The sequence below is a fragment of the Alsobacter sp. P4_H11 genome, assembly GCF_056400925.1.
In genome coordinates this window covers 353255-378237 of sequence record NZ_JBFUKI010000004.1, presented here as the reverse complement: position 1 = coordinate 378237, position 24983 = coordinate 353255, and the positions used below count along the sequence as shown (strand labels likewise).

The window sequence follows — 24983 nt, the reverse complement described above, 5'->3', positions numbered from 1 at the left end:
CGCCCGCCTCGGCGGGCGAATAGTTTCCGCAGGCTCCTAGTTGCCGACCGTGAAATACAGGATCACGCCGGCCACGATGGCGAGGCCAAGGCCGATGCCCAGCACGTATCTGACATTGTGGCCCGTCACGCCCTGCTTCGCGCGCACGTCATTCTCGACAGTCGGTGTATCCAAGGGCTCTCGGGCCATTCGCATTCTCCATTGCGGGTCGTGCAGGCAACGCCACCCGCAGAACGACGGTTCCGCGCCATCGTGGTTGGTTCGAGGAACGAAAGCAGGCCATGCACGTTTGTCTCGCAAATCCGCCCCCTTCACTCTCGCGAGGCATCGATGACGGTTCACGCCCTGCCGCCAAGCGTACGGGTCCTCCTGCCGGGGGACGCCCTCTTCGTGATCGATGTGCTCCGCCGCTTCGAGCGCTTCCGCAACGGCTATGACCAGAAGCACCTGGACGCGGCCGCCGAGTCCATCCGCGACAAGCTCGGCGAAGCCGCCGTGGATGGCGTGATGTCCGACGCGCTGCTGCTCGACAACGAGATCCGCCTGCGCACGGGCGGAAACTTCGGCTTCATGCCCGAAGGCTCGCCGAGCGCCACGCAGGACGAACTGACCCTGCTGCGCATGATCGCGGCGCTCCAGGACGGCTCCTTCAGGATGGCCGGCGAGGACGCGGCGGATCTGGGCGTCATCCAGTCCCGGGCCTTGCTGATGCTCGCCAACAAGATCGCCAACCGCCTCGACACGCACGGCCTGCGGCTGCGTCGCGACGCCATCGGCCTGAACGCCGGCCTTCGCGCCCTTCCGCCGCAGCGCCCGGCCGCCGGCAAGGCGCCCGAGCTGCGCATCGTCGCCACCATGGCGCGCTGACCCCTACGCAACACTGCCGAAGGCCGGAGCGCGCTCCGGCCTTTTTGATTCCGGGAGTTTGCAAAGCCGGCGCGACCGGCTTCCACCAGCGAGACGGCGGAATGGCCAACCGATTTGCAGCGGCGAACCGCGCCCGATCAGGCGCTCTTCTTGGTCCGCGCGACCTTGGGGCGAGCAGCCGCCGCTTTTCCGGCCGCCGCCTTGACGGTTTTGCTCGGCGCGAGCGGCTTGGCGGCTGCAGCCGCCTTGGGCTCGGCGGTCTTTGCAGCCGCAGCCTTCGGAGCCGCAGCCTTGCCGCCGGTTTTCGCGGGAGCGGCCGATGCGGTCGCGGCGGATCGTTTCGCCGGGGCGACGCCCTTCCCGGCGGCTTCGCCCGATCCACCGCGCTGCTCCGCCTCGATGCTCTTGCGCAGCGCGTCCATGAGGTTGACGACGTTGTTTTGCCGCGGCTCGGCCGAGGGCGCGGGCGCGCTGCGGCCCGACTGCTTGGCCTTCACGAGTTCGATCAGCGCGTCCTCGTAGCGGTCGGTGAAACTCGCGGGATCGAAGCTGCGCCGCATGCGGCCAATGATGTGAGACGCGAGGTCGACCATGTCGGGCGGAATGTTGAGGTCCGGGATGTCCTCGAAATAGGCGTCCGGCTGCCTGACCTCATAGGGGTAGCGGAGCGTCGCCGCGAAGAGGCCCTTGCCCCGCGGCTCCAGCATCACGATGCGCTCGCGCCGGTAGAGCACCACGCGCGCGATGCCGACCACGTCGTGCTTGCGCATCGCCTCCCGGATCACCGCGAAGGCCTCCTGGGCGACGCGATCGTCCGGGGCGAGGTAATAGGGAGAGTCGACATAGAGCTCGTCGATCTCGGAGCGCGGAACGAACGCCTCAATGTCGATGGTGTGGCTGCTCTCGATGGCGATCTTCTCGATCTCGTCGTCCTCGACGATCACGTAGTCGCCCTTGGCGACCTCATAGCCGCGCACCTGGTTCTCGGTCTCGACCACGTCGCCGGTGTCGGGGTCGAACATCTGGCGTCGAAGCCGGTTGCCGGTCTCGCGGTTGACCGTATGGAAGGAGACGCGTGAGGCGGCCGTCGAGGCAGGGTAGAGCGCCACCGCGCAGGAAACGAGAGATAGCTTCAGATAGCCCTTCCAGTTTGCACGCGGCGCCATAACGCAACCCTCCGCCCGCGACATCACGCGTCGCCGGACTCCCGAACGTGAGTCTCTTTCGACTCGTTCCCTAGGCGAGGCCTTGCCGATTCTCCGTCGATCCGTCTCGGTAAACCCGTCCCGAGAGAACGAGTAAAATAACAAATATCAATGGTTCTCGCTGGCTCGCTTCCGCCTGCCCAGCATTCGCCACATTTGGGTCAATTTCCAGCCATCCCGCATGGTAAATGAATGGTTATGGTTCCGCTTGGGATTTGCGAGTTCTTGAGGCTTTGCCTTGGTTTGCTCGTTCCAGGCGTGACCTCAATGCCACATCAGCGGGCGTGAACGTTCCGGGCGCCCGTTTCGAGCGCAACCTGAATTGAATATGATCGTTGTGGCGGGTATTGTCTCTCAGGCTCAAGCCTCGAGACCCCTCCTCGAAAGGATGCGAATAAAATGATCCGTAATCTCCTCCTCGCCGCCACGGCCCTGACCGTGATGTCGGGCGTCGCCTCGGCCGCCGACCTGCCGACCTCGAAGGGCGCCCCGATGGCGCCGGTGGTGTACGCCCCCGTCTTCACGTGGCAGGGCTTCTACGTCGGTCTGAACGCCGGCTACGGCTTCTCCGACAACCGCAACGTGACCTTCACGAGCGGCACGGGCGTCGTCACGACGTTCAGCGACAGCAACGACGGCGGCTTCGTCGGTGGTGGCCAGATCGGCTACAACTGGCAGTTCGGCCAGATCGTTGCCGGCGTTGAAGCCGACATCCAGTACGCCGACCTCGGCCGCAAGAGCGACTTCGCTCCCTTCTACTACGGCGGCGGCAACGACAGCAGCTACTTCGGCACCGTTCGCGGCCGCCTCGGTTACGCTTTCGATCGCGCCCTCATCTACGTGACCGGCGGTCTCGCTTACGGCGACATCGGCGGCAGCGCCTTCGGCAACGACAACACCAAGGCCGGCTGGACCCTGGGCGGCGGCGTCGAGTACGCCTTCACCCCGAACTGGACCGCCAAGATCGAAGGTCTCTACGTGAACATCGATCGTGGCAACCGCGGCTACGTTGTCGCCGGCCCGACGGCTGCGACCACCTACGCGGTCACCAGCGGCAAGAACAACGACTTCGGCGTTGTCCGCGTCGGCCTGAACTACAAGTTCTAATCCCCGCTTAAGCGAGGCTTAGTGAGCCCGGCGGACTTCGGTCCGCCGGGCTTTTTCGTGTCTGGATGGCTGCAGTCGGGAGTGATCCTGGCCGGTCAACCCAGCCTGCTGGATGCCAGCAAGGCAACCGAACCCTTTCTCGCCCGTTAAGGAGTTCTGCGTGACACGGCCGGCGCCTCGGCCTGCGTTGATTGAACGGGCGAAATTTTCATGAACAGCGGACACCGGTTCCAGGAACTGGCGGACCATGCACCCGTGCTCATCTGGCGGGTCGGTCCGGACAAGATGTGCAATTACGTCAACATTCCTCGCCTCGAATTCACCGGACGGACCCTCGAAAGCGAATGCGGCGACGGCTGGTTCGACCCCATCCACGCCGAGGATGCGGAGCGGTGCCGCCGACATTTCGACACCGCCTTCGACCGCCGGGCCGAGTTCACCATCGACTATCGACTGCGCCGGCATGACGGCGCCTATCGCTGGGTGATGGACCGCGGCAGGCCGTTCTACGATTCCGAGGGCCGGTTCTCGGGCTATCTCGGCTCCTGCATCGACATCACGGACCGCAAGGAAGCCGAAGTGCGCGCCACCGCGGCTCTGGCGGAGGCGCGGCGAGCCGTTCGCCAGCGCGACGTGCTGCTTGCCGAGGTGCATCACCGGGTCAAGAACAACCTCCAGGTCATCCTCAGCCTGATCGGCTTGAAGGCCCGCGACGTGAACGACGAAGAGTGCCGTCTGGCGCTGGAGTCGGTCGGGCGGCGCGTCCAGGCCATCGGCGTGATCCAGCAGGAGTTGCACGAGGACGCCGACATCTCGCGCATCGGCCTGCTCGACTACCTGCAGCGCCTGATGCCGCCTTTGGCCATGATCCACCATGGCGATCGCGCCGCCCTGTCGGTGTCAGGCGAGAATGCGCCGATCGACCTCGCGGCGGCTTCGCTTCTCGGCATGATCCTTGCGGAACTGACCGCCAACGCCTTTCGGCATGGCCTCGCCGCCCAGGGCGGATCGCTGTCCGTTCAGGTCGGCCGAAGCCCGATGGGGCGCATCACGGTGACGATGGAGGATAACGGCGCGGGTTTCGACGCCGATGAGGCCGCGAAAACGACCGGGATCGGCCTCAAGCTCGTCCGCAACTTGGCCCGGCAGGGGCACATCGACATCGCGTGCGATGCCCGCGCCGGAGCGCGCTGGACCATGACGCTCCCGATCGAAGCGCCGTTGTCCGAAACCTGAGCTCAGCCGCGAGCCGCCATGGTCATCAGCCGCTCGATCGTGGATTCGAGTTCGGCGACCTGGAACGGCTTGCCGAGATGCGCGGTCGGCGGCTTAGGCGTGATGGGCTGGGGCCCCTGCCCCGTGTGGCCGGTGGCGAAGATCACCGGCAAAAGCGGCGTCTTGGCGCGCAGCTGCTCGGCGAGACGATCGCCGGCGATGTCCGGCAAACCGAGATCCGTGATCAGCAGGTCGATATCCGAGTGCTCACCGAACAGGGCGAGCGCCTGCCCGCCGTTGAGCGCCTCGAGCGGCCGATGCCCGAGCTCTTCCAACATATCGACGAGGGTGAGCGCGATAAGCGGCTCGTCCTCGACAAGCAAGACTTTGAAAGAGGCCCCGTCCAAAGCAACACCTTCCGCCCGACACTTCGACAGGGCAAATCAGCAACGACGTCGGCCCCGTGCGCAGTGTACCGCAACACGTCCAACGGATACCAGTCGTGTTCGGCAGCGAACGCGACCTCGTGGCGACCCGTTCGCGCGACGGCTCGCCACGGGTACTTACGCCTTCCGCTGCGGCGTGTCGCCTGTTTGTTCCTTATCGCGCGCCGGCGTGTTGGCCGCGCCCGTGCCGGTGCGGCTTTCGTCGGCCGCTCCGGGCTGGCCGGGGCGATGCGCGGGTGCGCCTTTGGTGGTCTTGGCGGGATTCGACTTCGGCGTCTTGGCGTCGCTGGGCATCACTGCGCCTCCGCTGCGGGATCGGGTTTCAGGCCTCCGGTCGCGGTCTCGATCGCATGCCGGAGCATGTGGAACTGACGCAGGCCTTCGACGAGTTCGTCCTTGGTCATCGCGCAGGCCCCCGAAAGGCCGATTTCGAATGCAAAGGACCGCAGGTCGGCGGTGATCGGATCGTCGGGAAGGCGAATGCTGGCCTGCCTCGGGCCGCTGGTGTGGATCTGACGCATGGCGAACTGGAACTCGTCAACAAACCGCTCGCGGGCGGAGCGCCGGCACTGCGGTATTCGGCGAACGCAACGCAGGACGGATTCGAGAAGTTCCGCCGCCCTCTTTTGACGACTCGGGAGCGCACCCGGAACCCTGCCGCAAAGCCCGCGTTGAACAGCTCGATCCACATCGGAGCCTTGTCTTGAGCATTGGAGCGCATCGGCTGCCTCGGACGCAGTGCTGGGCGGCGATGAAGATCGCTCTGGCGCTGTGCGCGCTCGCATGGGTTCTGATTTCGGCGCCTGCCCACGCCGCCTCGTCGTCCTCCAGCGTCAATCCCGCGCTGCCCTTCGCGCTCGGCGCAGGCGCATCCAAGCCGGCCGACAACAAGGCGCAGCCGCCGGACGATCCCGCGAAGGTGCCGGATTTCGTCAGCCGGCTCGACGACAGGCAGGCCCGCTCGCTGCTGCTCGACACGCTCGCCGCAAAGCCGAAGCCCGAGCAGCGCGCCGAAAACGACTCGGTCACGGACCTCTTCGGCAGCGTGCTGACGGCAGGTCGCCGCTATGCCGACCGCGTCGCCACGGTGGCGGCCGGCGCGCCAGACCTGATGATGCTGCGCGACAGCGTCCTCACCCACCTCGACGCCACGCCGGCCTCGATGCTCGGCCTGATCGGCTGGATCGCCCTGTCGATCGGCGCGGCGGGCGCGATCGAGGCGACCGTCCGGGTGCTGGTGGACTGGAACCTGCGCCGCCGCCGCGCCCGCCAGGGCCTTCCTCCTCCGCCCGAATCCCTGCGCGACGGCGGACGCCTCGGCCAACGCAGCGTCGGGCTCGCCTGCTTCACGGCCGTGGCGACCGGCCTCGTGCTGGCGTCGCCCCGGGCGTTGTCCCAGGCGCAGCAGGATTTCGCCCTCTCCTTCGTGGCGGGCGCGTTGATCGTGCGGGTCGCCGACACCTTCGCGTATCTGTGCATCGCCTATCTGGTGCCGCCGTCCACGGCCGCGGCGCGCAAGAGCGTCCGGCGGGCGCTGCGCGGCACCGTGGTGGGCGCGCACGCCACCGTGATCCTCGGCGCGCTGCTCCTGACAGAGTTTCGCACCAGCGGCGTGCCATTCGAGGCGCGGCTCCTGGTCGGCATGGCGCTGTGGACCCTGCTCGGCATGTTCCTCTATGCCGGCGTGAACCGCCTGCGGCTCATGGTCGAGGCGCCGGTCGAGGAAGGCCGGTTCAAGCGCGAGACCTTTGTGTTCCGCTGGCTGCGCACGCACTGGTACGGGGTCGCCCGTGCGGTGATCGGCCTCGTCTGGGTGTTCACCCTCCTGAGCGCGCTCGAGACCGGGCCCATGGCGTTCGAGGCCGGCGTCCTCAGCCTTCTGCTGGTGATCTACACGCCCGCCGGCGTTCGCCTTCTCACGCTGGCGCTGCGCCGCAGCTTCGCACGCCGCCAGGGGCACGACGAGAAGGTGGACCCGCCCTGGACCACCAGCCTCGTGCGCTGCGCCCGCATCCTGGCGGCCGTGGCCGCGCTCTACATGATGGGCCGTATCTGGGGCCTCGACGTCTTCGCCTATGCGAGCAACCGCCTGGGCGAGAGCGTCGCCCGGATGGTGATCGACGTCTCCATCATCGTGCTGCTCGCATATGTGGTGTGGGAGATCATCCGCGCCATCGTGCGCAGCGAGGCCGGCGGCGATCCCGTGGATCCGGAGGACGACGCCGAGGTCGCGTTTGAAGAAGGCAGCATGAAGCCGCAGACGCGCATGCAGACCTTCATGCCGCTCGTCGAGAAGTTCCTGTTCGTGGTCGTGCTCATCGTCGCCGGCATGATGATCCTGAAGACGCTCGGCGTGGACACCGGCCCCCTGCTGGCCGGCGCCGGCATCGTCGGCATCGCGATCGGCTTTGGCGCACAAACGCTGGTGAAGGACATCGTATCGGGCATCTTCTTCCTGCTCGATGACGCGTTCCGGCTGGGCGAATATGTCGAGATCGACCAGACCCGCGGCACCGTCGAGGGGATCTCGATCCGCAGCCTGCGCATCCGCCACCACCGCGGCGCGGTCCACACGGTGCCGTTCGGCACCATCCAGCGGCTCACCAACTACAGCCGCGACTGGATCATCCTGAAGCTGGAGTTCCTGCTCGCCTTCGAGACCGACCTCAAACTGGTGAAGAAGATCGTCAAGGAGATCGGCAAGGAGCTGCTGGAGGACGAGGAGTACGGCCAGCACTTCCTGGAGCCGGTGAAGTCCCAGGGCGTGCGCCGGATGGAACAGATCGGCATGGTGATCGGCATCAAGTTCATGGCCAAGCCGGGCGAGCAGTTCATCCTGCGCCGCGAGGTGTACCAGCGCGTGCGCGACGCCTTTGAGAAGAACGGAATCGCGTTCGCGCGGCCGCAGGTGGTCGTCCAGGTGCCCAGCGGCAAGCTCTCGGCCGAAGAGGCGGAAGGCATCGCGGCCGCCGCCGCCGAGGCCGCCGAGCCGCCGCCCACGCCCGAGGAGCTGCAGCAGCGCAAGGCCAAGGCGAGCTGACAAGGACCCGCCACGAGGCCCGGAACGGACGCCGCGATGCGGCGTTCGCCTTGGCAACGGAGGACGACCATGCAGCAAGCCGCGCCCGATCCGGGCCCTACCCCGAATCCGAACCCGACCCCCACGCCGCAGCCGAACCCCATCCCGTCGCCGCAGCCTGATATCCCGGATCCCAGCCCGCCTGGCCCGGACATCCCGGACCCGAACCCCGCGCCCGTGATGCCCCCCATGAGCGACCCCATCCCGCCGCCCGTCCAGATGTGACATCGCGACCGAACTGAGGCCCGGCCCCCAAGCCGGGCCTTTTTCGTCTCGGCCTCAGCCCGGAGCGGTTGTCACCATAAATCCGGTTTCGTAAGTTCCGGCCCTGTACGCGGAGCCGCGGCAGGGAACCATCGTCCCGGGGAGGCGTTGCGGGGCATCCGTTTCCGTTTGACCACGTTCCGCTTTCCAGAAGGAGACGCCCATGCAAACGGACGTCCAGGACGTTGCGCGCGCCCGAACCGGCGCGGCCGCTTCTCCTCCAGGCGCAACGCCGCCGCTGCCGTTGCTCGCCGAAAGGGGCGGCGTTCCCGATTGCGAGCGGTCCACCGATCTCGCCCATGTTCTCGACGACATGGTCCATCTGGTGCGTTGCCTGATTGAGCTCGACGAAACGGATGCGCGCGACCGGTGGACGAGGGAGGCGGTGAGCTACGAGGCGCTTGCGAAGGCCCGCCGCTCCCTCCATCGTTGCGCCCGCAACCGCGGCATGGCGTGAAATAAATTCGCCCCCGAGTGGAACCGCCGCATCGGACCGGCGTTCGTAGTCATGTCTGCGCGGGTCGGTCGGAATGAACGCCCCCTCTTCCGACTGGCGCCGCGCCGCCTTTGACCCGCAACGTCCGCGTTGCGGGTCTTTCTTTTGTGCACGCAACCGTGTCCGCCCTCCCCTTCGGCGCGCGCCGCCGCTCCCAAGTGAACGCTTTGGCTTGAGCTTGGAACTCTCCGTCGCGCGGTGACGTTGCGACTTCAAGTCTCAGGCCCAGGCGCGGCCTTACGCCGGCGTGCTGGGCGGTCCGAGAAGGAGCTTCGATCCGATGTTTGGTAGCCAGGAAACCCGCATGTCCGACGTTCGCGACGACCTTGCCGCCGTCCGCAATGATCTGGCCCGGCTCGCCGATACGGTGTCGAACATGGTGGCCGGACGGGGCGGGGTGGCCCGCAACGCCCGCGGCGCCGTCGACCAGGCTCGCGACAAGGTCTATGCCCGCGCCAACGACCTCGGCAAGGCCGGCGGAATGCTGGCCGACGAGGCTCGCGACCGCCTCAACCGAGCCAACCAGCAGATCGAGAACCGGATCGAGCACAACCCGATCAGGGCCGTTCTGATCGCGGCCGGCGTCGGCCTCGTGCTTGGCCTCATGAGCCGTTCACGCTGATGGGTGGGCTTTTCGCAACCCTGAAAGACACGGCCATGCGCCCGGTGCGCGCGGCCATGTCGAACATCGTCGAGGACGTGATCGAGTTCGCGTTGATCGGCATCCTCGCCATGCTGGCGATCGGCTTCGGCATCGGCGCCATCTATATCTGGCTGAGCCAGAAATACGGCGAGCTCTACGCGGCCCTCATCATGGCGGGCGTCTTCCTGGTGCTGGCCATCTTCGTGTTCGTGGTTCGCGCCATCTCGAGCGCGTCGCGCCGCAAGAAGGCTGAACGCGAGCGTCGCGAGGTCGCCGAGAAGATCAGCCAGGCGACGCACTCGGCCCTCGACATCGCGACCTTGATCAAGGCGGTGGGCGTCGGCCGTGGCGGATCCGCCTCGCGTGATGACGCCCGGGGCAGCATGGCGGCGCGCGTCGCGCATTCGGTGACGAGCCAGGTCAGCCCCTGGACGTTGGTCGGCATCTCGATCCTGGCCGGCTTCGTCGGCGGCCGGAAACTCGGCGATTGATCTCCCGGCAAACGTCAGACAGATCCAACGAAAAAGGCCGCGACATTGTCGCGGCCTTTTTGCTGTTTGCGACGCGGCGGCTCAGCCGACGGCGGTCTTCTGCTTGCGGTGCGACTTCTGGTCGAAGAACAGCGCCTGACTGATCACGGCCTTCACGGTCTCGACCCGGAAAGGCTTGGTCACCAGGAACGCCGGCTCAGGGCGCTCGCCCGTCAGGAACCGCTCCGGGTAAGCGGTGATGAAGATCACCGGCACTTCGAAGGACTCGAGGATGTCGTTCACGGCGTCCAGGCCCGAAGAACCATCCGCGAGCTGAATGTCCGCCAGCACGAGGCCCGGCTGCTGCTTGCGCACGGCCTCGACGGCTTCGCCGCGCGTGCGCGCGACCTCGATGACCCGGTGGCCGAGGCCCTCCACGAGGGACTCCAGGTCCATCGCGATGATCGGCTCGTCCTCGATGATCAGAACGTCCGTCGCCATCTGCTGGGCGATCTCGCGGCCGGCTTCGTCGATCAGGTTGCCGATATCCTCGGAGCTGCGGCCCATCGCGCCGGCGATCTGCTCGTGCGTGAAGCCTTCCACCGAGCTCAACAGGAACGCCACCCGGGCGGGCGGGGTCAGCGCCGCAAGATTGCGCGTGATGCCGCCGCTGGTCGCCGGAGTATCGGTGACCTGGTTCACCGCGATCGAGCCCCACACCTTCAGGAAGGCTTTGTAGAGCGCAACGCGCGGCTCCATCTCGCGCTCGAACGAGCTCGGATCGGCGATGAGCGCTTCCAGGGTGGCTACCGCATAGGCGTCGCCGCCTTGCTGGGTGCCGGTAAGAGCGCGGGCGAACCGACGCAAATAGGGAAGATGCGGTGCGATCGCCTGGGCTATGGACATGGACGCCCCTTATGAGCTGGAGAGATTTGGCCGTCAGGCCCCGGGGTGTGTCCCGGCGAGCCGGACCTTGACGTTAAACAAACGGATAGGATGCACAAAAGTTCCGTCGCGAACCCGGAACCGGGTGGGGGAAGCGACGTTTACGCCCCGTGCCTCACGTACAGGTCGTCGATTGATCCCCCGGTTTGATGACGCCGCGATCGGCAATGCGGAGGCATGCATGGACGAGAAGAAGCAAAAGCGACGGGACCCGACAGGTAGCAGCATGGATCAGCAGGCAGGACGAGCGGCTCCGGACGCCCCGGTGGCATTCGACGCCGATGTCAACGCCCAGATCGGCCGCCAATTGCGGTCCATCTATGACTCTGTCGTGAGTCAGCCTGTTCCCGATCGTTTCCTCGAGCTTCTCAACCAGCTGGACAGCAAGACCGGGGGAGAGAAGAAGGACGAAGCGTGATGGACGAGGCAGGCCGCCGGATGAAGGACGACCTGCTTGGCGCCGTGCCAGCATTGCGCGCCTTTGCGATGTCTCTGAGCGGAAATCCCGACCGGGCCGACGATCTCGTGCAGGAGACCCTGCTGAAGGCCTGGGGCAACCGCAACTCCTTTACGCCGGGCACCAACGTCTCCGCCTGGCTTTTCACCATCCTTCGCAACGTCTTCTATTCCGAGCACCGCAAGCGCCGGCGCGAGGTGGAGGACGCCGATGGCCAGATGGCCGCTCGCCTCGCCACCCATCCGGCGCAGGACGGTCACATGGATCTGGCGGACTTCAACACCGCGCTGCAGAAGCTCCTCCCCGACCAGCGCGAAGCCCTGATCCTGATCGGCGGCTCGGGCATGTCCTACGAGGAAGCCGCGCAGATCTGCGGATGCGCAGTCGGCACCATCAAGAGCCGCGTCAACCGCGCCCGCAACCGCTTGGCTGAACTTCTGTCCGTCAACACGGTGGGCGATTTCGGGCCCGATTCACGCTGGCGACCGGCGTTGAGCCAATATACACGGACCGGCGCGGACGAGCGCTGATCAACCCGGGCCCGCTCGACTTGGAGCCATGCACACATGGCCTCGCCAATACCTGTATGCACGCATAAGTTGCTACACGGGCGAGCGCCGATCGTTCTTGAATTCTAATAATTCGACCTACCAACCGGTAACGACTTGTCATTACCTGAGCGGATAGGATCGCGCATCCTGATCGAGGTGCGCATGTCCGGGTCCTCCCTGAAAACCATCGCAGTGCCGAGCAATGGCGGCGCAAGAACGGTCGCCCCAAAGACGTCGAAATCGCTGCTGAGCCAGGCCGTGTCGCAAGCCGACCTCCGTCTCGCCGGTCCGCAGACCTGGAACACGGTGTCTCGTGACCTCGATCAGACACTGACCCAGGCCGAAAGCGTCGTTCACAAGCTCCTGTCAGGCCCGGTTGCGGATCTCGACCAGGATGAGCTCGATCGCGCCAATGGATCGATGATCGACGCCATTCAGATGCATGGCGTCGGCATCTGGATCGAAACCGTGCGTCGGCATCACGACGGTACCTACCAGCACTGCATGTTGGTCAACGGCGTCACGGCCGCCTTCGTCAACAGCCTCGGCTTCAACAGGGCCGATGCGCTTCAGGTCGCCCTCGCGGCGACGTTGCACGACATCGGCAAGGCGAGCATCCCGTTGGAAATCCTGGACAGCCCAGGACGGCTCACCCCGGAGCAGTTCGCGGTGATCAAGACGCACCCGGGCGAAGCCATCCGGATGCTTGCAGACCAGCCTGACATTCCTCGCGCCGTGCTCGACGCCGTGGAGCACCATCACGAGTATCTCGACGGATCGGGCTATCCGCACGGCATCCAGGGCGCGAGCGTGAAGGACCTCACCCGCATCCTGACGATCTGCGACATCTTCGCCGCCTTGGTGGAACATCGCAGCTACAAGCCCACGATGCCTCCGGCGGACGCCTACGAGATCCTGGCCGGAATGACCGGAAAGCTCGACGTCGCGCTTGTGCGAGCCTTCCGGCCAGTCGCGGCCGCGGCCTCGGTCGGCTGATCAGACCAGCGGGGCTTTCACGCCGGACTTTTGCGTCAGCCAGGCCGGAACGGGCAGGCCCTTGGTCATCAGGAAGGCCGGGTTGAACAGCTTTGACTGGTAGCGCGTGCCGTAGTCGCACAGGATGGTGACGATCGTCTTGCCGGGGCCGAGCTGCTCCGCCAGCCGGATCGCGCCCGCCACGTTGACGCCCGAGGATCCGCCGAGGCAGAGGCCCTCCTTTTCGAGGAGGTCGAACACGATCGGCACGGCCTCGTCGTCCGGGATCTGGAACGCGGTGTCGATCGGCGCATCCTCGAGGTTCGCGGTGATGCGCCCCTGGCCGATGCCCTCCGTGATGGACGAGCCGGACGATTTCAGCTCGCCCGTCGTGTAGTAGCTGAACAGCGCCGCCCCCATCGGATCAGCCAGGCCGATCGTCACCTTGGGGTTGCGCGCCTTGAGCGCCATTGCGGTTCCGGCCAGCGTTCCGCCGGTGCCGACCGCGCAGATGAAGCCGTCGACCTCGCCGCCGGTCTGCTCCCAGATCTCCGGCCCGGTCGTCTGGATGTGCGCTTCCCGGTTGGCGACGTTGTCGAACTGGTTGGCCCAGATCGCCCCATTGGGGTTGCTGGCGTTCAGTTCCTCGGCGAGGCGCCCCGACACTTTCACGTAGTTGTTGGGGTTGGCGTATGGCACGGCCGGGACCTCGACGAGGTCGGCGCCCGCCAGCCGCAGCATGTCCTTCTTCTCCTGCGACTGCGTCTCCGGGATGACGATCACGGTCTTGAAGCCGAGCGCATTGGCGACGAGCGCGAGGCCGATCCCGGTATTGCCGGCCGTTCCCTCCACGATCGTGCCGCCCGGACGCAGCGCGCCCCGCCGGACGGCGTCCTGGATGATGAACAGGGCCGCGCGGTCTTTCACCGACTGGCCGGGATTCATGAATTCGGCCTTGCCGAGAATGCGGCAGCCGGTCCGCTCGGAGGCTTCCTTCAAGAGGATGAGGGGGGTGTTGCCGATGGCCTCGACGACGCCGGAGCGGATGAGCATGGTTGCGATCCCGTGGGCGGGCCGGCCGCCTTGCCGCTGGCCCCGCTAAGGAGGCGCACTATAGGGCGGCGCCCCGCAGGATCAACATAAGCCGCAGCCGGACGTGCAATGCTGGTATTCACATCCCGCAAACGGAAACCCCGGCTCATGCGCCGGGGCTTCACTTTGGACGCCGCTGATCACCAGCTCGTCAGCACCGCGCCCTTGAACTTCTGCTCGATGAAAGCCTTGGTTTCCGGAGAGCGGTAGGCATCGACCAGCTCCTTGACCCAGGGCTTGTCCTTGTCGGCCGCCCGAACCGCGATGACGTTGACGTAGGGACCCTTCGGGGCCTCCAGCAGGATCGCGTCCTTCTGCGGGCTCAGGCCGGCCGGCTCGGCGTAGTTGGTGTTCACCGCGGCGGCGTCGACGTCATCGAGGGTGCGCGGCGCCTGGGCGGCGTCGATCTCGATGAATTTCAGCTTGCGCGGGTTCTCGACGATGTCGAGCACGGTCGGCTTGAAGCCGACGTCGGCCTTCAGCTTGATGATGCCCTTGTCCTGCAGCAGCAGCAGCGTGCGGCCGCCATTGGTGGGGTCGTTCTGGATCGCCACCGTGCCGCCGTTCGGCACCTGGTCGAAGCTCTTGTGCTTCTTGGAGTAGATGCCCATCGGGAAGTTCACCGTGGTGGCGACGCTGACGAGCTTGTAGCCGCGATCCTTCACCTGGTTGTCCAGATAGGGCTGGTGCTGGAAGGAGTTCACGTCGAGCTCGCCGGCGTCCAGCGCCTGGTTGGGCACCACGTAGTCCGAGAATTCCTGGATGCGCAGGTCGATGCCCTTCTTGGCCAGCACCGGCTTCACGGCTTCGAGGATCTGGGCGTGCGGCCCCGGCGTAGCGCCGATCCGGATGACTTGGTCGGCCGCCCGGGCGGTGCCGGCGCCGGGAAGCGAGAACGCGAGAGCCGATGCGGCGAGGGCTGCCACGAGGGCGATACGGCGGGAGGGAGAGAACGTCACGGATAGAACTCCAGTGTTGGGAGGAAATAGGAAGGAAAGGGTCAGGATTGGCGCAGGCGCTTGTTGAGGCGGCGGGCCAGGATGTCGCCGAGGCTCTGCACGGCCTGCACGAGCACGATCAGGACGACCACCACGGCGGCCATCACCTCGGGCATGAAGCGCTGGTAGCCATAGCGGATGCCGAGGTCGCCGAGGCCGCCGCCGCCCACCGCGCCGACCATGGCCGAGTAGCCGATCAGGCTCACCACCGCGAGCGTCAGGCCGAGCACCACGCCGGGCAGCGCCTCCGGGATGAGCACCTTGCGGACGATCTGCAGCGGGCTCGCCCCCATGGCGCGCGCGGCCTCGACCAGCCCCTGGTCGACCTCGCGGATCGCGCCTTCGACGATGCGGGCGATGAACGGCGTCGCCGCCACGGTCAGCGGCACGATCGCGGCCGCGGTGCCGATCGAGCTGCCCGCGATGAGCCGCGTGAACGGGATGATGGCGACCACCAGGATGATGAAGGGCGTCGACCGGGTGGCGTTCACCACCAGCCCCAGCACGCCGTTCACGGCCGGCGCGGCGAAGAGCTCGCCCTTGCGGCTCGTGGCCAGGAACACGCCGAGCGGCAGGCCGATGGCGGTTCCGATCAAGGCCGCCACGGCCACCATCGAGAGCGTGTCCAGCGTGGCGAGCCAGACGAGACGGATGATTTCAGGCGACATGACCAAGCACCTCCGCGCCGAGACCGAGTTGAAACAGAGCCGCGAGCGCGGCCGAGAGCCCCGGCTCCTCGCCGGGCAGGCTCACCACGAGGCTGCCGAAGGGACGCCCGGCGATACGCTCGATGCGCCCCGCCAAAATGTTGAAGTCGATGCCCAGCGTCGTCGTCAGCCGGCTGATCACCGGCGTGGTCGCGTTCTCGCCCGTGAAGGTGACGCGCACCACGGCCTGCCCACCCGCGATCGGCTCGGGCCGCAGCGCGGCCGTGACGTCCGCCGGCAGGTCGATGCCGGTGACGGATGACAGGAAGCTCGCCGTGGTGGGATGGCGCGGCCGGGTGAGGACGTCGAACACGTCGCCCTCCTCCACCACGCGGCCGCCCTCCAGAACCGCGACCCGGTCGCAGATCTCCTTGATCACCGGCATCTCGTGCGTGATCAGCAGGATGGTGACGCCGAGCTCGGCGTTGACGCGTTTCAACAGCTGCAGGATCGAAGACGTCGTCTCGGGATCCAGCGCCGACGTCGCCTCGTCGCAGAGCAGCACCTTTGGGTTCGTCGCCAGCGCCCGCGCGATGCCGACGCGCTGCTTTTGCCCGCCGGACAGCTCGGCCGGATAGCGGTCGCGCTTGTCCGAAAGGCCGACGAGGTCGAGCAGCGGCTCCACGGCGCGCCGGATCTCGTCACGACCGGCGCCCGCGATCTCGAGCGGCAGCCCGACATTGTCGAACACCGTGCGCGACGACAGCAGGTTGAAGTGCTGGAAGATCATCCCGATCGCGCCGCGCACGCCGCGCAGCCCCTTCTCGGAGAGCGCGGCCACATCGACGCCGTCCACCACGACAGCGCCGCTGCTGGGCCGTTCCAGCCCGTTCACGAGCCGGATCAGGGTCGACTTGCCCGCGCCGGACCGGCCGATCACCCCGACGATCGCGCCTTTCGGGATGGCCAGGTCGATCCCCTCGAGGGCCCGCACCTCCGCCTGCCCGCGGCGGGCCGCGAAGCGCTTCGTGACGTTCTCGAACCGGATGAGCGCCTCGCGCGCGGCGGCCGGATTGATCAACGGGTCACCGAGGGCGACCCTGACGGGAGCGTTCATGGAAATCCTCAAACAGTCGGCTGGCGGCCGGCGCCGCGGCGTTCGCCTCGGCGAACCTGCTCGGCCCGCACCGCCTTTTCGGCGGCTGCGGGCGTCCGGAAGGTTCGGCCTTCCAGGCTCCTGCCCAACGGGTTCGCGGCGAAGAAGCGGTAGGACGGCTCGCCGGGCTGACGGGCGACGATCCCGACGGACACGCCGCCGAGTTCGATCAGAAATGCATCGGACATGCGGAAGTTTCGCGCCACGGGGACGCGCTCCAGATCCAGGACGAAGGGTGAGCGACGTCGTTCAGAAAAAGCGACGACACCGGCCCGAGGACGGGCGGCTGAGGCGGCGCATTCGCATCTGGATCGGCATCGTCATGGTGGTCTCCATCGCGGAGCCCACGACATCGTCGTGGCGCTTTAGCGTTTGGTGACGCGGCGCAAGCTGCTGGCTCAAAATCCCGCGACCGCAACGCCGAACGCGCTGCGACACCGCCAACATAGCTGAAAAGACCCGCAGGTCAACCGGTACAACGGACGAACGTTCGTTTTACCGGAATGTCCGTCATGCGCCAGACGCGATGCTGCGGCTCACGGCGTCGGCCGGACCGTATCCACGCGGGCGGCTTCGGCGGCGGGCGCTCCCCGATCGGGCCGATAATCCAGCACCGCCATGCGGGTCTGCCCGGCGTCCGGCCCGACATGGATCTCGATCGGCCCGCCATCCGGCAGGGCGAAGCGCCCGCCCGGTTGCCAGTAGGCCAGGTCCTGCTCGCTCAGCGTGAAACTGATCTCGCCCGTTTCTCCGGCCTTCAGCGCCACGCGTCCCATGCCCTTGAGCTCGCGCACCGGGCGCGACAGGCGCGCGACCCGGTGGCGAATGTAGAGCTGCGCCTGCGCGGTCCCCGACCGGTCACCCACATTTGCGACCGGGACCGTGATCCGCGCGCTCTCGCCCGACCCCATCCGGAGGCGGTCGACCCGGGGCTCCCCCATCTCGAAACGCGTGTAGGACAGGCCGTGCCCGAACGCGTAGAGCGGCGTCGACGGCAGGTCGATATAGGCGCTCGTATAGGGCTTGTACGCCGCCATGGCGGGGCGGCCGGTTGGCAGATGGTCGTGATAGATCGGGATCTGCCCGACGCTGCGCGGAAAGCTGATCGGCAGGCGGCCGGTCGGCTCGTTGAGCCCGAACAGCGTGCGGGCGACCGCCAGTCCGCCTTCGCTGCCAGGAAACCACGCTTCCAGGATCGCGGGCGCTTCCCGGTCCAGATCCTCGATCGTCAGCGGCCGCCCGTTGAACAACACCACGGCGGTGGGCTTGCCGACGGCCAGCACGGCGCGCGCCAGCGCCATCTGGTCGCCCGGCAAGTCGAGCGATGAACGGCTTGCGGCCTCGCCGCTCTGCGTGGCGTGCTCCCCCAGCGCCAGGATCACGATGTCCGACTGGGACGCGAGCTTGGCGGCCGCCGCGATGTCGCGCGGCTTCGCCTGCTCGATCGTCCCGGCCGCGAGGGCTGTCACCTGCGCGCCGGCGCCCAGCACGGCCTCCACGCCCTCTTTCAGCGTGATGGCCGCATCGGGGTCGCCGTGGGCGGCCCACGGGCCCAGCGTATCCGCGCCCGAGTCGCCGAGCGGCCCGATGATGGCGACCCGCTTGGCGTCGGTCGCGAAGGGCAGCGTCCGGCGCTCGTTCTTCAACAGCACGAGCGACTTTTCGGAGAGCCGCAACGCCGCCTCGCGATGCGCCTGCGAGCCGATCACGGCCGCCTCGCGCTGCGGATCGGAGCGCGCGAAGGGGTCGTCGAACAGGCCGAGATCCTCTTTCAGCTGCAGGATGCGCCGCACGGAGGCGTCGAGTTCGTCACCGGGCACGAGGCCCTCGCGCACCAGCAGCGGCATGGAAGCGATGTAGCTCCGGCTCTCCATGTCCATGTCGGTGCCGGCCCGGAAAGCGATCCGCGCCGCGTCGAAGCCGTCCTCGGCGACGCCGTGCACCGGCAACTCGCCGATGGCCCCGAAATCGCTCACCACGATGCCGGTGAAGCCCCACTCCCGGCGCAGGATGTCGCGCAGCAGGCGCTCGTTGGCGACGCCCGGCACGCCGTCGACAGCGTTGAAGGCCGCCATCACGCAGCGCGCACGGCTCTCCACCGCGGCCTGGAACGGCGGCAGTTGCTGCTCGCGCAGCGCGCGCTCGGACAGGTCCAGCCCGCTATAGTCGCGCCCCGCCTCGGTCGCGCCGTTGCCGGCGAAATGCTTCACGCAGGCAGCTACTGAGTCGGTCGCGGAGAGCTGCGCGCCCTCCAGGCCTAGCACCCGCGCGGACGCGATGCGCGCGCCGAGCCATGCCGATTCCCCTCCCCCTTCGGCCACCCGGCCCCAGCGCGGATCGCGTGAGACGTCCACCATGGGGGCGAAGATCCAGTTCACGCCCGCGGCCGAGGCTTCGGCGGCGGACACGCGCTCGCCTTGCTCGATCGCCTCCATGTCCCAGCTCGCCGCCTGCCCGAGCGGAATGGGGAGGATGGTGCGGTAGCCGTGCAGCACGTCAAAGCCGAGCAGCAGCGGAATGCCGAGCCGCGTCTCTTTGGTGGCGAGCTCCTGGAGGCTGCGCGTGTACTCGGCCCCATAGACGTTGAAGAGGCCGCCGGCCTGCCCCTTCAGAATGGCGTCTCGCACGTCCTGCGGGGCGAAGGGGCCCGTCACGGCGTGGTTGCCCGAGACGAGGTTCAACTGCCCGACCTTCTCCTCGACGGTCATGCGCGCCAGCAGAGCTTCGACGCGCGGCGAAGCGGGCGCGCTCGTGGTCAGCGTCATCCAGGCCGCAACGGCGGCCAGCGCGGGCGCGCAATGTCGTGCCAAAGGAAAAGCCATGGGCTGGATCCGGTTGGAGCAAGCATGGTTCGGGCGGGCGGCCGGAGATTACGCAGCGCAAGCTCCGCCCGCAAATCGCGCCCGCGTGATTGCTGTTGATCATGCAGGCTTCGTGCCGTGCGATCAGCGTCCCGACAGTGCGATCACGGTCGGCGTTTCGGGAAGCGTCTCGCGCGACACCATCAGGAAGGGGTCGCTGCGCCGCTCCACGGGCCAATGCGCCTGGGCGCGCTCCAGAAAGCGGCTGAGGGTGGCCTGCCCAAAATAATGCATCGGGATCATCACCCGCGCATTCAGCTGCGCGAGCACCTCCATCATGCCGTCCATGTCCAGCGTGTAGCTGCCGTCCACCGGGACCAGCACCACGTCGATGCGGCCAAGCTGCTTCAAATGGCCGGGCAGGAGCGTGTGATGCAGGTGGCCGAGATGCGCCACGCACAAACCGCCGGTCTCGAACACGAAGATGGAATTGCCGTCCCGCTCCGTTCCGCCGCCCCAATCGCGGATGCTGGTCGGAACATTGCGGATGTGCATGTCGCCAACCGTGACGTCATGCCGGGCGGGTCCGCCGCTCTCGTTCCAGCCGCGAAGCACCAGCGGGATCGACGGGTCTGGATGGTCGGTGAAATGGGTCGAATGCGCGTGGTTCATCGTCACGGCGTCGAGTTTGCCGGGCGCGCGCACATAGTCGTTGTAGTCGGTCGCGACACGCACGCCGCCCGGGCTCTCGATCACGAAGGTCGCATGGCCGATGAAGGTGAGCCCGACCTCCCCGATGCCGAGCGCGGCCGGCTTGATCAGGCTGGGCCTCGCCGACACGAGCCCCGTGCACGGATCATGATCCGTCGTCTGCGCATTCGCGGATCCGCCGAACAGGGCCAGGATGGCGAAGCTGATGATCGCAACAAGGCGGCGCATGGGCGTCTCCACTCGCGAGGTCCGCCCAGTGAAGCATTGATGGCGCGGTTTGGCGAACGCGACAGGGCGTCGCGTCGAGGCGCCTCGAGCCTCGGGGTCAGGAAGCCTGGGCGAGCTCCACCACGACGTCGTCGCCGAGGTCCGCCAGCGCGGCGTGCAGTTCCGTCGCCAGGCGATCGCTTTCCTTGCCGCGCGGGCTGACGCGAACGACGAGGCGCTCGGGTCCGTTCGCGAAGGCGAGCGTCGTGGTCACTTCCGGTTCGGTGATCCGCTGCTCGGCCAGAAACGGGGCGAGCCTGCGCCTGATCTTGTCGTGTGTCGTCGCCATGGAGGATCCTCGGGGCGAGCAAGACATTGTGCACCGCACGGTGATCATGACGCAGTGCAGCGAAAACGCAAGGGGACGATCGGACGCAGCCCACCCGGCCAGGGCCGGCTCTCCGCTCGTTTCCAGCCAGACCGGCCGGGTTTCGGGAACACGCGCGCGGCCGGCGCGTTGGTCTCCCAAGTCAACGCAAGGAGAAAACGCATGAAAAGGATCGCCATCGCGCTCGCGCTCGGTCTCATGGGCGCCTCGGCCGCCTCGGCCCAGAGCCTGACGATCGACACCAATGGCCCGCGTATCACCCGCGATCGGGACTATGATCGTGGCGACCGTTGGGATCGAGGCGATCGCTTCGATCGCCGTGACGGCTGGGAGCGCCGGGTCGAACGCCGGGACCGCTACCGCAATTTCGAGACCGGTTCTGTGGATTGCCGCGTGACGACGATCCGCAAGCGTAACGCCGACGGCGACGTGGTGGTGCGCCGCATCCGCCGCTGCGACTAAGACAGGTTTCAGTTTCGTCGTGGAAGGCCGGCCTCGCGCCGGCCTTTCTTTTTGCGCCCAGGCGCAGCACGAAAAAAGGCCGGCTTGGAGCCGGCCTTTTCGCGATCACGTACGCTGAATTTAGCGGGTCGCCTTCTTCACGGCGTCCTTGGCGTCTCCGACCGCCATGCGGCCCTCGCCCTTCGCCTTGTCGGCCTTGCCCTCGGCCTGGAGCTTGGCGTCTCCGGTCATCTTGCCGGCTGCATCCTTGACGGCGCCCTTGGCCTTATCGACTGCGCCCTTTGCGTGCTGCTTGTCCATGCGGGTCTCCCTTCTTCAACTGGGAACACAACGCGCGAACCCCGAGATTGTTCAGCGACTCTCGATAAGTCGCACTGGCCATTGCCCGTGTTTGGTGTTTACACTCTGTAATACAACCTCTGAGATAAATCGCGTCCTAGATTGTCATGCATGGCCTGATTCGAAGTCGCACCATGCAGGCACAAGGAATCGACCGATTGGCGGCCGTCCTGCCGTTCAGCGCTCGACAAACGAGAAGGTGCCCCCCGCGATGTTGATGACGATCCAGCAGAGCTACTCGGTCGAGGGGCTACGGTCGACGCCTCTCTTTCGTGACGCCACGCCTGAGACACTCGAACAATTCTCGCGTGTATGCCTCGTGCAGCGCGTTCCTTCCAGCACGGAGTTGATCGGCGGCGGCGAACGTCCCGGCTTCGTTCATGTCATCCTCGAGGGCGCGGTCGAGTTCTTCTCGATCGAAGCCGGGCGGGAAGCCATGCTGTGCACAGTCCGGGACGGCCTAGCGGTGGGCCTGGACGCGCTCCTGTCCAGCGACGAACCCGTGCACGGCGCCCGCACGCTCTCCACGGCGCGCCTGCTCGCCATTCCGGGCTCCGCGCTGATCCCGGCGCTGTCCAAGGATCCTGGCCTCGCCTTCTCGGCGGCCGTGATCGCCTCCACGCTCTCGACGCGGCTCGCCAAGGAACTCGCCGAGCAGAAGCTGCGCACCTCCATCGAGCGGCTGGCGCACTGGCTGCTGCGCGTTCAGCGCCATTATGGCGGCGCGGAGCGGTTCGAGTTGCCCTATTCCAAGCGCACGCTCGCGCTGCGGCTCGGCATGACGCCCGAGAGCCTGTCGCGCAACTTCGCGCAGATCGAGAAGAGCGGCTGCAAGGTCGACGGACCCTATGTCAGCGTGACGGACCTGCCGAAGCTCGAAAGCCTCGCCCGGATCTGACCTGAACCGGATCGCCAGTCCGGGAGCCGACCAGGCTCCCGGCGTTGCGCCTGTGCGCAGCCATCCTACAAGGGTTGACTAGTGTCATCCAAGCTCGCGTAAGTTGCCTGACCTACGCGACTCAGGCCATGCCCCCCCAGACGCATCGCACCGCCGCCGAAAACGCGATCAGCCGGAAGCCCGTCCACAACAGCGACGGGGCGCCGCCGCTCGGCTTTCTCCGGATCGGGCCTGCGGAACCCGCCAGGCAAATCCTGACGGACAGGCAACAGCCCTTCGAGGCGCTTTGCCGCGAGGCGGGGCTGGAGCCGGGCGCGTTCGACGACCCCGATGCGCTGGTGTCCTACCGGGCGCTCGGCCGTTTCCTCCAACTCGCAGCCGCACGATCCGGCCTGGGCCATTTCGGCCTCCTGGTCGGATGCTCGTCATCGCCGTCCTCGCTAGGGCTGGTGGGCTTTCTGGTCCAGAACGCCCCGACGGTCGGAGCCGCCATCACGGACCTCACCGAGTACCTGCACTTCCAGGGCCGCGGCGGCATCCCCGTCACGTCGACCGACGGCGACGCGTTCACGATCGGCTACACACCGCTGGACGCCAGCATGCCGGGCGCGGATGACATCGCCGAGATGGCGATAGGCGTGCTCTACCGCGTGCTCGGCAAGATCTGCGGCGACGCCTGGAGCCCTCTCGAGGCGCTGATCAGCCGGGCGCGGCCGGCCGAGCCGGCGCTGTTCTGGCGGCTGCTGAACGCGCCGGTCCGCTTCAACTCCGACCACACGGCCCTGTCCTTCCAGAAGCGCTGGCTGGATGCGCCCGTCGCGGGCGCCGACCCCGCGCTCTACCGCTACCTGCGCCGCCAGGTCGAGGCCATGCATGCGCTGGAGAGCCAGGGTTTCACCGAGGAGGTGCGCCGCGCCATCCGGCTCCGGCTGCGCGACCGCGCGCCCTCGGCCGACGACATCGCGCAGGCGCTGCGGATCAACAAGCGCACCCTGACGCGCCGGCTGGCCGCGGAGGGATCGAGCTTCTCCGCCCTGCTGAGCGAGACGCGCTACGACATCGCCCAGCATCTGCTGCGCACCACCTCGATCCCGCTGAGCAAGGTGGCGCTGCTGCTGGGCTATTCGGAAGCGAGCGCCCTGACCCGCGCGTTCCGCGAATGGTCGGGCGTCAACCCGCAGCAATGGCGGGTGCAGCACCGCTTCATCGGCTTGCGCCCACCAGGCCCCGAGATCGGCGGCTAGCCGCGCAGCGCCGCCAGCGCCTGCCGCGCCGCCGCCCGGCCCGCGAGCGTGGCGCCGCCTACCGTCATGCCGCCCCCGACCGTGTCGCCGCCGCCGGACGTCGCCTCTCCGGCGAAGAACAGGCGCTCCCCGACCGGCTGCGCCAGCGCGTCCCGCAACCCCGCCGCGCCGGGCGGCGCATACGAGTATGATCCCCGCGAATAAGGCTCCGCAGTCCAGTCCGCCAGGCGCCCGGAGCGCAGGCGCTTGCGCGCGTCCGATCCCACGATGCCGGCGAACACGTCCAGCATCGCCGCCACGGCCCCGGCTTCGCCGTCGCGAACCAGGTCCCGCGCCGGCGTGCCGCCAATGGTCCCGATCACGATGTCCCGGCCGAACGGCCAGAGTTCGAGGTTGAAGCCGGAACCCAGCGGGTAGATGTCGCTCGGCGACGGCCAGCCGAAGCGCTCGCCGTCGAATGCCAGCACCACCTTTGTGAGGGCGCCCATGCGCAGCCCGTGGATGGCGTCCAGGGTCGAGGCCGGCAGGGCCGGCTCGAACGCGATCGCGTCGGCCGCCAGCACGCCGACCGGCGCGGTGACGATCGCGGCCCGGGCCGACAGCACGCCCGCCCCGCTCTCCACCCGCACGCCGTCCGCCGACCACGCGATGCGGCTCACCGGCGTCCCGAGCCGGATCGGCAAGCCAACGGCCGTGGCGCTCACCAGCGCCCCATAACCGCTCGGCACGGTGCGGTCCGGCCCCTCCCAGAGCTGGCGCAGATCCGCGACGCCGACCCGCTCCGGATCCTCGCCGATCGCCTGCCGCCCGTAGCGCAGCGCCGCCTGCAGCACGCCGTCCGGCTCGTCGCGGACCAGATCGAGCAGCGAGCAATCGGGCGACCGCCCGCTGTCGTCCCCGCCCTCGTAGAGCAACTCCCAGAGCCGCCCCGCTCCGCGCTGACGCTCCCGCCGATAAGCTTCGGGCAGGCGCTCCCCGTCGCGAAAATGCACGCCGGCGCCCCAGCCCCGATGCTCGGGCAGAGGAACGCCCAACTCGGCCGCGATCGCCACCCACGGATTGCGGTCCGCATAGTGCACATAGGCCGCGCCGGCGTCGAACAGCGCGCCGCCGCAACTGTCCGTGAAAGCGCGGCCGCCCACCCGGTCCCGCGCCTCCAGCACCCACACACGCAACCCCGCGGCGACGAGATCGCGCGCAGCCGCGAGGCCGGCCGCGCCGGCGCCGATCACCACGACGTCGCAGTCGGCCAATACGTCGGTCCGGCGAAGCGCCGGGGAAGGATCTGATGTCATGCGATGCGGCTCCCGCCCGCTATGT

The 24983-nt window shown here is 67.5% G+C and carries 30 protein-coding genes; 14 read left to right on the top strand and 16 right to left on the bottom strand.

Annotated features, from left to right (window positions below):
• Positions 1-36 precede the first annotated feature (36 nt).
• The gene (locus AC1DSZ_RS09520; RefSeq protein WP_188518980.1) at positions 37-174 is read right to left on the bottom strand and encodes a hypothetical protein; all 138 of its coding nucleotides are present in this window, start codon (positions 172-174) and stop codon (positions 37-39) included.
• 156 nt (positions 175-330) lie between these two features.
• Between AC1DSZ_RS09520 and AC1DSZ_RS09515 the strand changes: the two genes are divergently transcribed.
• The gene (locus AC1DSZ_RS09515) at positions 331-867 is read left to right on the top strand and encodes a hypothetical protein (protein ID WP_476838128.1); all 537 of its coding nucleotides are present in this window, start codon (positions 331-333) and stop codon (positions 865-867) included.
• Positions 868-1004: 137 nt separating this feature from the next.
• Here AC1DSZ_RS09515 and ku read toward each other — a convergent pair whose 3' ends face one another.
• Positions 1005-2033 carry a non-homologous end joining protein Ku gene (ku, locus tag AC1DSZ_RS09510; protein ID WP_476838127.1) on the bottom strand — a complete coding sequence of 343 codons (1029 nt, stop codon included), beginning with the start codon at positions 2031-2033 and terminating at the stop codon, positions 1005-1007.
• Positions 2034-2471: 438 nt separating this feature from the next.
• Between ku and AC1DSZ_RS09505 the strand changes: the two genes are divergently transcribed.
• Complete coding sequence (locus AC1DSZ_RS09505; protein WP_188518983.1) at positions 2472-3179, top strand: outer membrane protein; 708 nt, start codon at positions 2472-2474, stop codon at positions 3177-3179.
• Positions 3180-3389: 210 nt separating this feature from the next.
• Positions 3390-4415, top strand: coding sequence for a sensor histidine kinase (locus AC1DSZ_RS09500; RefSeq protein ID WP_476838126.1), 1026 nt, complete (start codon positions 3390-3392; stop codon positions 4413-4415).
• 2 nt (positions 4416-4417) lie between these two features.
• On the opposite strand, the gene AC1DSZ_RS09495 is transcribed toward AC1DSZ_RS09500, so the two are convergent.
• From AC1DSZ_RS09495 to AC1DSZ_RS09485, 3 genes are all read right to left on the bottom strand, one after another.
• Entirely contained in the window at positions 4418-4801 is a 384-nt protein-coding gene (locus tag AC1DSZ_RS09495; protein WP_476838125.1) for a response regulator, read from the bottom strand.
• A gap of 156 nt (positions 4802-4957) precedes the next feature.
• On the bottom strand, positions 4958-5134 hold the full coding sequence (locus tag AC1DSZ_RS09490; RefSeq protein WP_476838124.1) for a hypothetical protein: 177 nt from the start codon (positions 5132-5134) through the stop codon (positions 4958-4960).
• On the bottom strand, positions 5134-5361 hold the full coding sequence (locus tag AC1DSZ_RS09485; protein ID WP_476838123.1) for a hypothetical protein: 228 nt from the start codon (positions 5359-5361) through the stop codon (positions 5134-5136). Before AC1DSZ_RS09485 ends, AC1DSZ_RS09490 begins: the two co-directional genes overlap by 1 nt.
• 230 nt (positions 5362-5591) lie before the next feature.
• Between AC1DSZ_RS09485 and AC1DSZ_RS09480 the strand changes: the two genes are divergently transcribed.
• From AC1DSZ_RS09480 to AC1DSZ_RS09460, 5 genes are all read left to right on the top strand, one after another.
• Positions 5592-7880: a mechanosensitive ion channel family protein gene (locus AC1DSZ_RS09480; RefSeq protein WP_476838122.1), complete on the top strand. Its 2289-nt coding sequence runs from the start codon at positions 5592-5594 to the stop codon at positions 7878-7880.
• Between the two features lie 69 nt (positions 7881-7949).
• Entirely contained in the window at positions 7950-8144 is a 195-nt protein-coding gene (locus tag AC1DSZ_RS09475; protein WP_476838121.1) for a hypothetical protein, read from the top strand.
• Between the two features lie 202 nt (positions 8145-8346).
• Entirely contained in the window at positions 8347-8640 is a 294-nt protein-coding gene (locus AC1DSZ_RS09470) for a hypothetical protein (RefSeq protein WP_476838120.1), read from the top strand.
• Between the two features lie 343 nt (positions 8641-8983).
• The gene (locus AC1DSZ_RS09465) at positions 8984-9301 is read left to right on the top strand and encodes an ElaB/YgaM/YqjD family protein (protein ID WP_476838119.1); all 318 of its coding nucleotides are present in this window, start codon (positions 8984-8986) and stop codon (positions 9299-9301) included.
• Complete coding sequence (locus AC1DSZ_RS09460) at positions 9301-9813, top strand: hypothetical protein (RefSeq protein WP_476838118.1); 513 nt, start codon at positions 9301-9303, stop codon at positions 9811-9813. The genes AC1DSZ_RS09465 and AC1DSZ_RS09460 overlap by 1 nt, the downstream gene beginning before the upstream one ends.
• Before the next feature lie 81 nt (positions 9814-9894).
• Here AC1DSZ_RS09460 and AC1DSZ_RS09455 read toward each other — a convergent pair whose 3' ends face one another.
• Positions 9895-10698 carry a response regulator gene (locus AC1DSZ_RS09455; RefSeq protein ID WP_476838117.1) on the bottom strand — a complete coding sequence of 268 codons (804 nt, stop codon included), beginning with the start codon at positions 10696-10698 and terminating at the stop codon, positions 9895-9897.
• Positions 10699-10918: 220 nt separating this feature from the next.
• Between AC1DSZ_RS09455 and AC1DSZ_RS09450 the strand changes: the two genes are divergently transcribed.
• From AC1DSZ_RS09450 to AC1DSZ_RS09440, 3 genes are all read left to right on the top strand, one after another.
• Positions 10919-11155, top strand: a complete 237-nt coding sequence (locus AC1DSZ_RS09450) for a NepR family anti-sigma factor (protein WP_476838116.1) — start codon at positions 10919-10921, stop codon at positions 11153-11155.
• Positions 11155-11724 carry a sigma-70 family RNA polymerase sigma factor gene (locus AC1DSZ_RS09445; protein WP_476838115.1) on the top strand — a complete coding sequence of 190 codons (570 nt, stop codon included), beginning with the start codon at positions 11155-11157 and terminating at the stop codon, positions 11722-11724. Before AC1DSZ_RS09450 ends, AC1DSZ_RS09445 begins: the two co-directional genes overlap by 1 nt.
• Positions 11725-11907: 183 nt before the next feature.
• On the top strand, positions 11908-12741 hold the full coding sequence (locus tag AC1DSZ_RS09440; RefSeq protein WP_476838114.1) for an HD-GYP domain-containing protein: 834 nt from the start codon (positions 11908-11910) through the stop codon (positions 12739-12741).
• Here the strand turns inward: AC1DSZ_RS09440 and AC1DSZ_RS09435 are convergent, their stop codons facing one another.
• The 8 genes from AC1DSZ_RS09435 to AC1DSZ_RS09400 all read right to left on the bottom strand — a co-directional run bounded on the left by AC1DSZ_RS09435 (position 12742) and on the right by AC1DSZ_RS09400 (position 20681).
• Positions 12742-13773, bottom strand: a complete 1032-nt coding sequence (locus AC1DSZ_RS09435; RefSeq protein WP_476838113.1) for a cysteine synthase A — start codon at positions 13771-13773, stop codon at positions 12742-12744. It lies immediately after the preceding gene.
• 179 nt (positions 13774-13952) lie between these two features.
• On the bottom strand, positions 13953-14771 hold the full coding sequence (locus AC1DSZ_RS09430) for a MetQ/NlpA family ABC transporter substrate-binding protein (RefSeq protein ID WP_476838112.1): 819 nt from the start codon (positions 14769-14771) through the stop codon (positions 13953-13955).
• 41 nt (positions 14772-14812) lie between these two features.
• Positions 14813-15478 carry a methionine ABC transporter permease gene (locus AC1DSZ_RS09425; RefSeq protein WP_476838111.1) on the bottom strand — a complete coding sequence of 222 codons (666 nt, stop codon included), beginning with the start codon at positions 15476-15478 and terminating at the stop codon, positions 14813-14815.
• Positions 15468-16574, bottom strand: coding sequence for a methionine ABC transporter ATP-binding protein (locus AC1DSZ_RS09420; protein ID WP_476838110.1), 1107 nt, complete (start codon positions 16572-16574; stop codon positions 15468-15470). The genes AC1DSZ_RS09425 and AC1DSZ_RS09420 overlap by 11 nt, the downstream gene beginning before the upstream one ends.
• A gap of 8 nt (positions 16575-16582) precedes the next feature.
• A complete protein-coding gene (locus AC1DSZ_RS09415) occupies positions 16583-16801 on the bottom strand; it encodes a hypothetical protein (protein WP_476838109.1) in 219 nt (72 codons plus the stop codon).
• 348 nt (positions 16802-17149) lie between these two features.
• Positions 17150-19435 carry a glycoside hydrolase family 3 N-terminal domain-containing protein gene (locus tag AC1DSZ_RS09410; protein ID WP_476838108.1) on the bottom strand — a complete coding sequence of 762 codons (2286 nt, stop codon included), beginning with the start codon at positions 19433-19435 and terminating at the stop codon, positions 17150-17152.
• A 123-nt stretch (positions 19436-19558) separates the two neighbouring features.
• Positions 19559-20353, bottom strand: a complete 795-nt coding sequence (locus tag AC1DSZ_RS09405) for an MBL fold metallo-hydrolase (protein ID WP_476838107.1) — start codon at positions 20351-20353, stop codon at positions 19559-19561.
• A 97-nt stretch (positions 20354-20450) separates the two neighbouring features.
• A complete protein-coding gene (locus AC1DSZ_RS09400; RefSeq protein WP_476838106.1) occupies positions 20451-20681 on the bottom strand; it encodes a hypothetical protein in 231 nt (76 codons plus the stop codon).
• Between the two features lie 201 nt (positions 20682-20882).
• On the opposite strand from AC1DSZ_RS09400, the gene AC1DSZ_RS09395 reads away from it, so the two are divergent.
• Positions 20883-21182 (top strand): hypothetical protein, encoded by a 300-nt coding sequence (locus AC1DSZ_RS09395; RefSeq protein WP_476838105.1) that lies wholly within the window; start codon positions 20883-20885, stop codon positions 21180-21182.
• A gap of 120 nt (positions 21183-21302) precedes the next feature.
• Here AC1DSZ_RS09395 and AC1DSZ_RS09390 read toward each other — a convergent pair whose 3' ends face one another.
• Positions 21303-21482, bottom strand: a complete 180-nt coding sequence (locus AC1DSZ_RS09390) for a CsbD family protein (protein ID WP_476838104.1) — start codon at positions 21480-21482, stop codon at positions 21303-21305.
• 250 nt (positions 21483-21732) lie between these two features.
• Between AC1DSZ_RS09390 and AC1DSZ_RS09385 the strand changes: the two genes are divergently transcribed.
• Positions 21733-22419, top strand: a complete 687-nt coding sequence (locus AC1DSZ_RS09385; RefSeq protein WP_476838103.1) for a helix-turn-helix domain-containing protein — start codon at positions 21733-21735, stop codon at positions 22417-22419.
• A 128-nt stretch (positions 22420-22547) separates the two neighbouring features.
• A complete protein-coding gene (locus AC1DSZ_RS09380; RefSeq protein WP_476838102.1) occupies positions 22548-23663 on the top strand; it encodes an AraC family transcriptional regulator in 1116 nt (371 codons plus the stop codon).
• Here AC1DSZ_RS09380 and AC1DSZ_RS09375 read toward each other — a convergent pair.
• On the bottom strand, positions 23660-24958 hold the full coding sequence (locus AC1DSZ_RS09375; RefSeq protein WP_476838101.1) for a flavin monoamine oxidase family protein: 1299 nt from the start codon (positions 24956-24958) through the stop codon (positions 23660-23662). The two genes, AC1DSZ_RS09380 and AC1DSZ_RS09375, sit on opposite strands and share 4 nt — an antisense overlap.
• Positions 24959-24983: the final 25 nt, after the last annotated feature.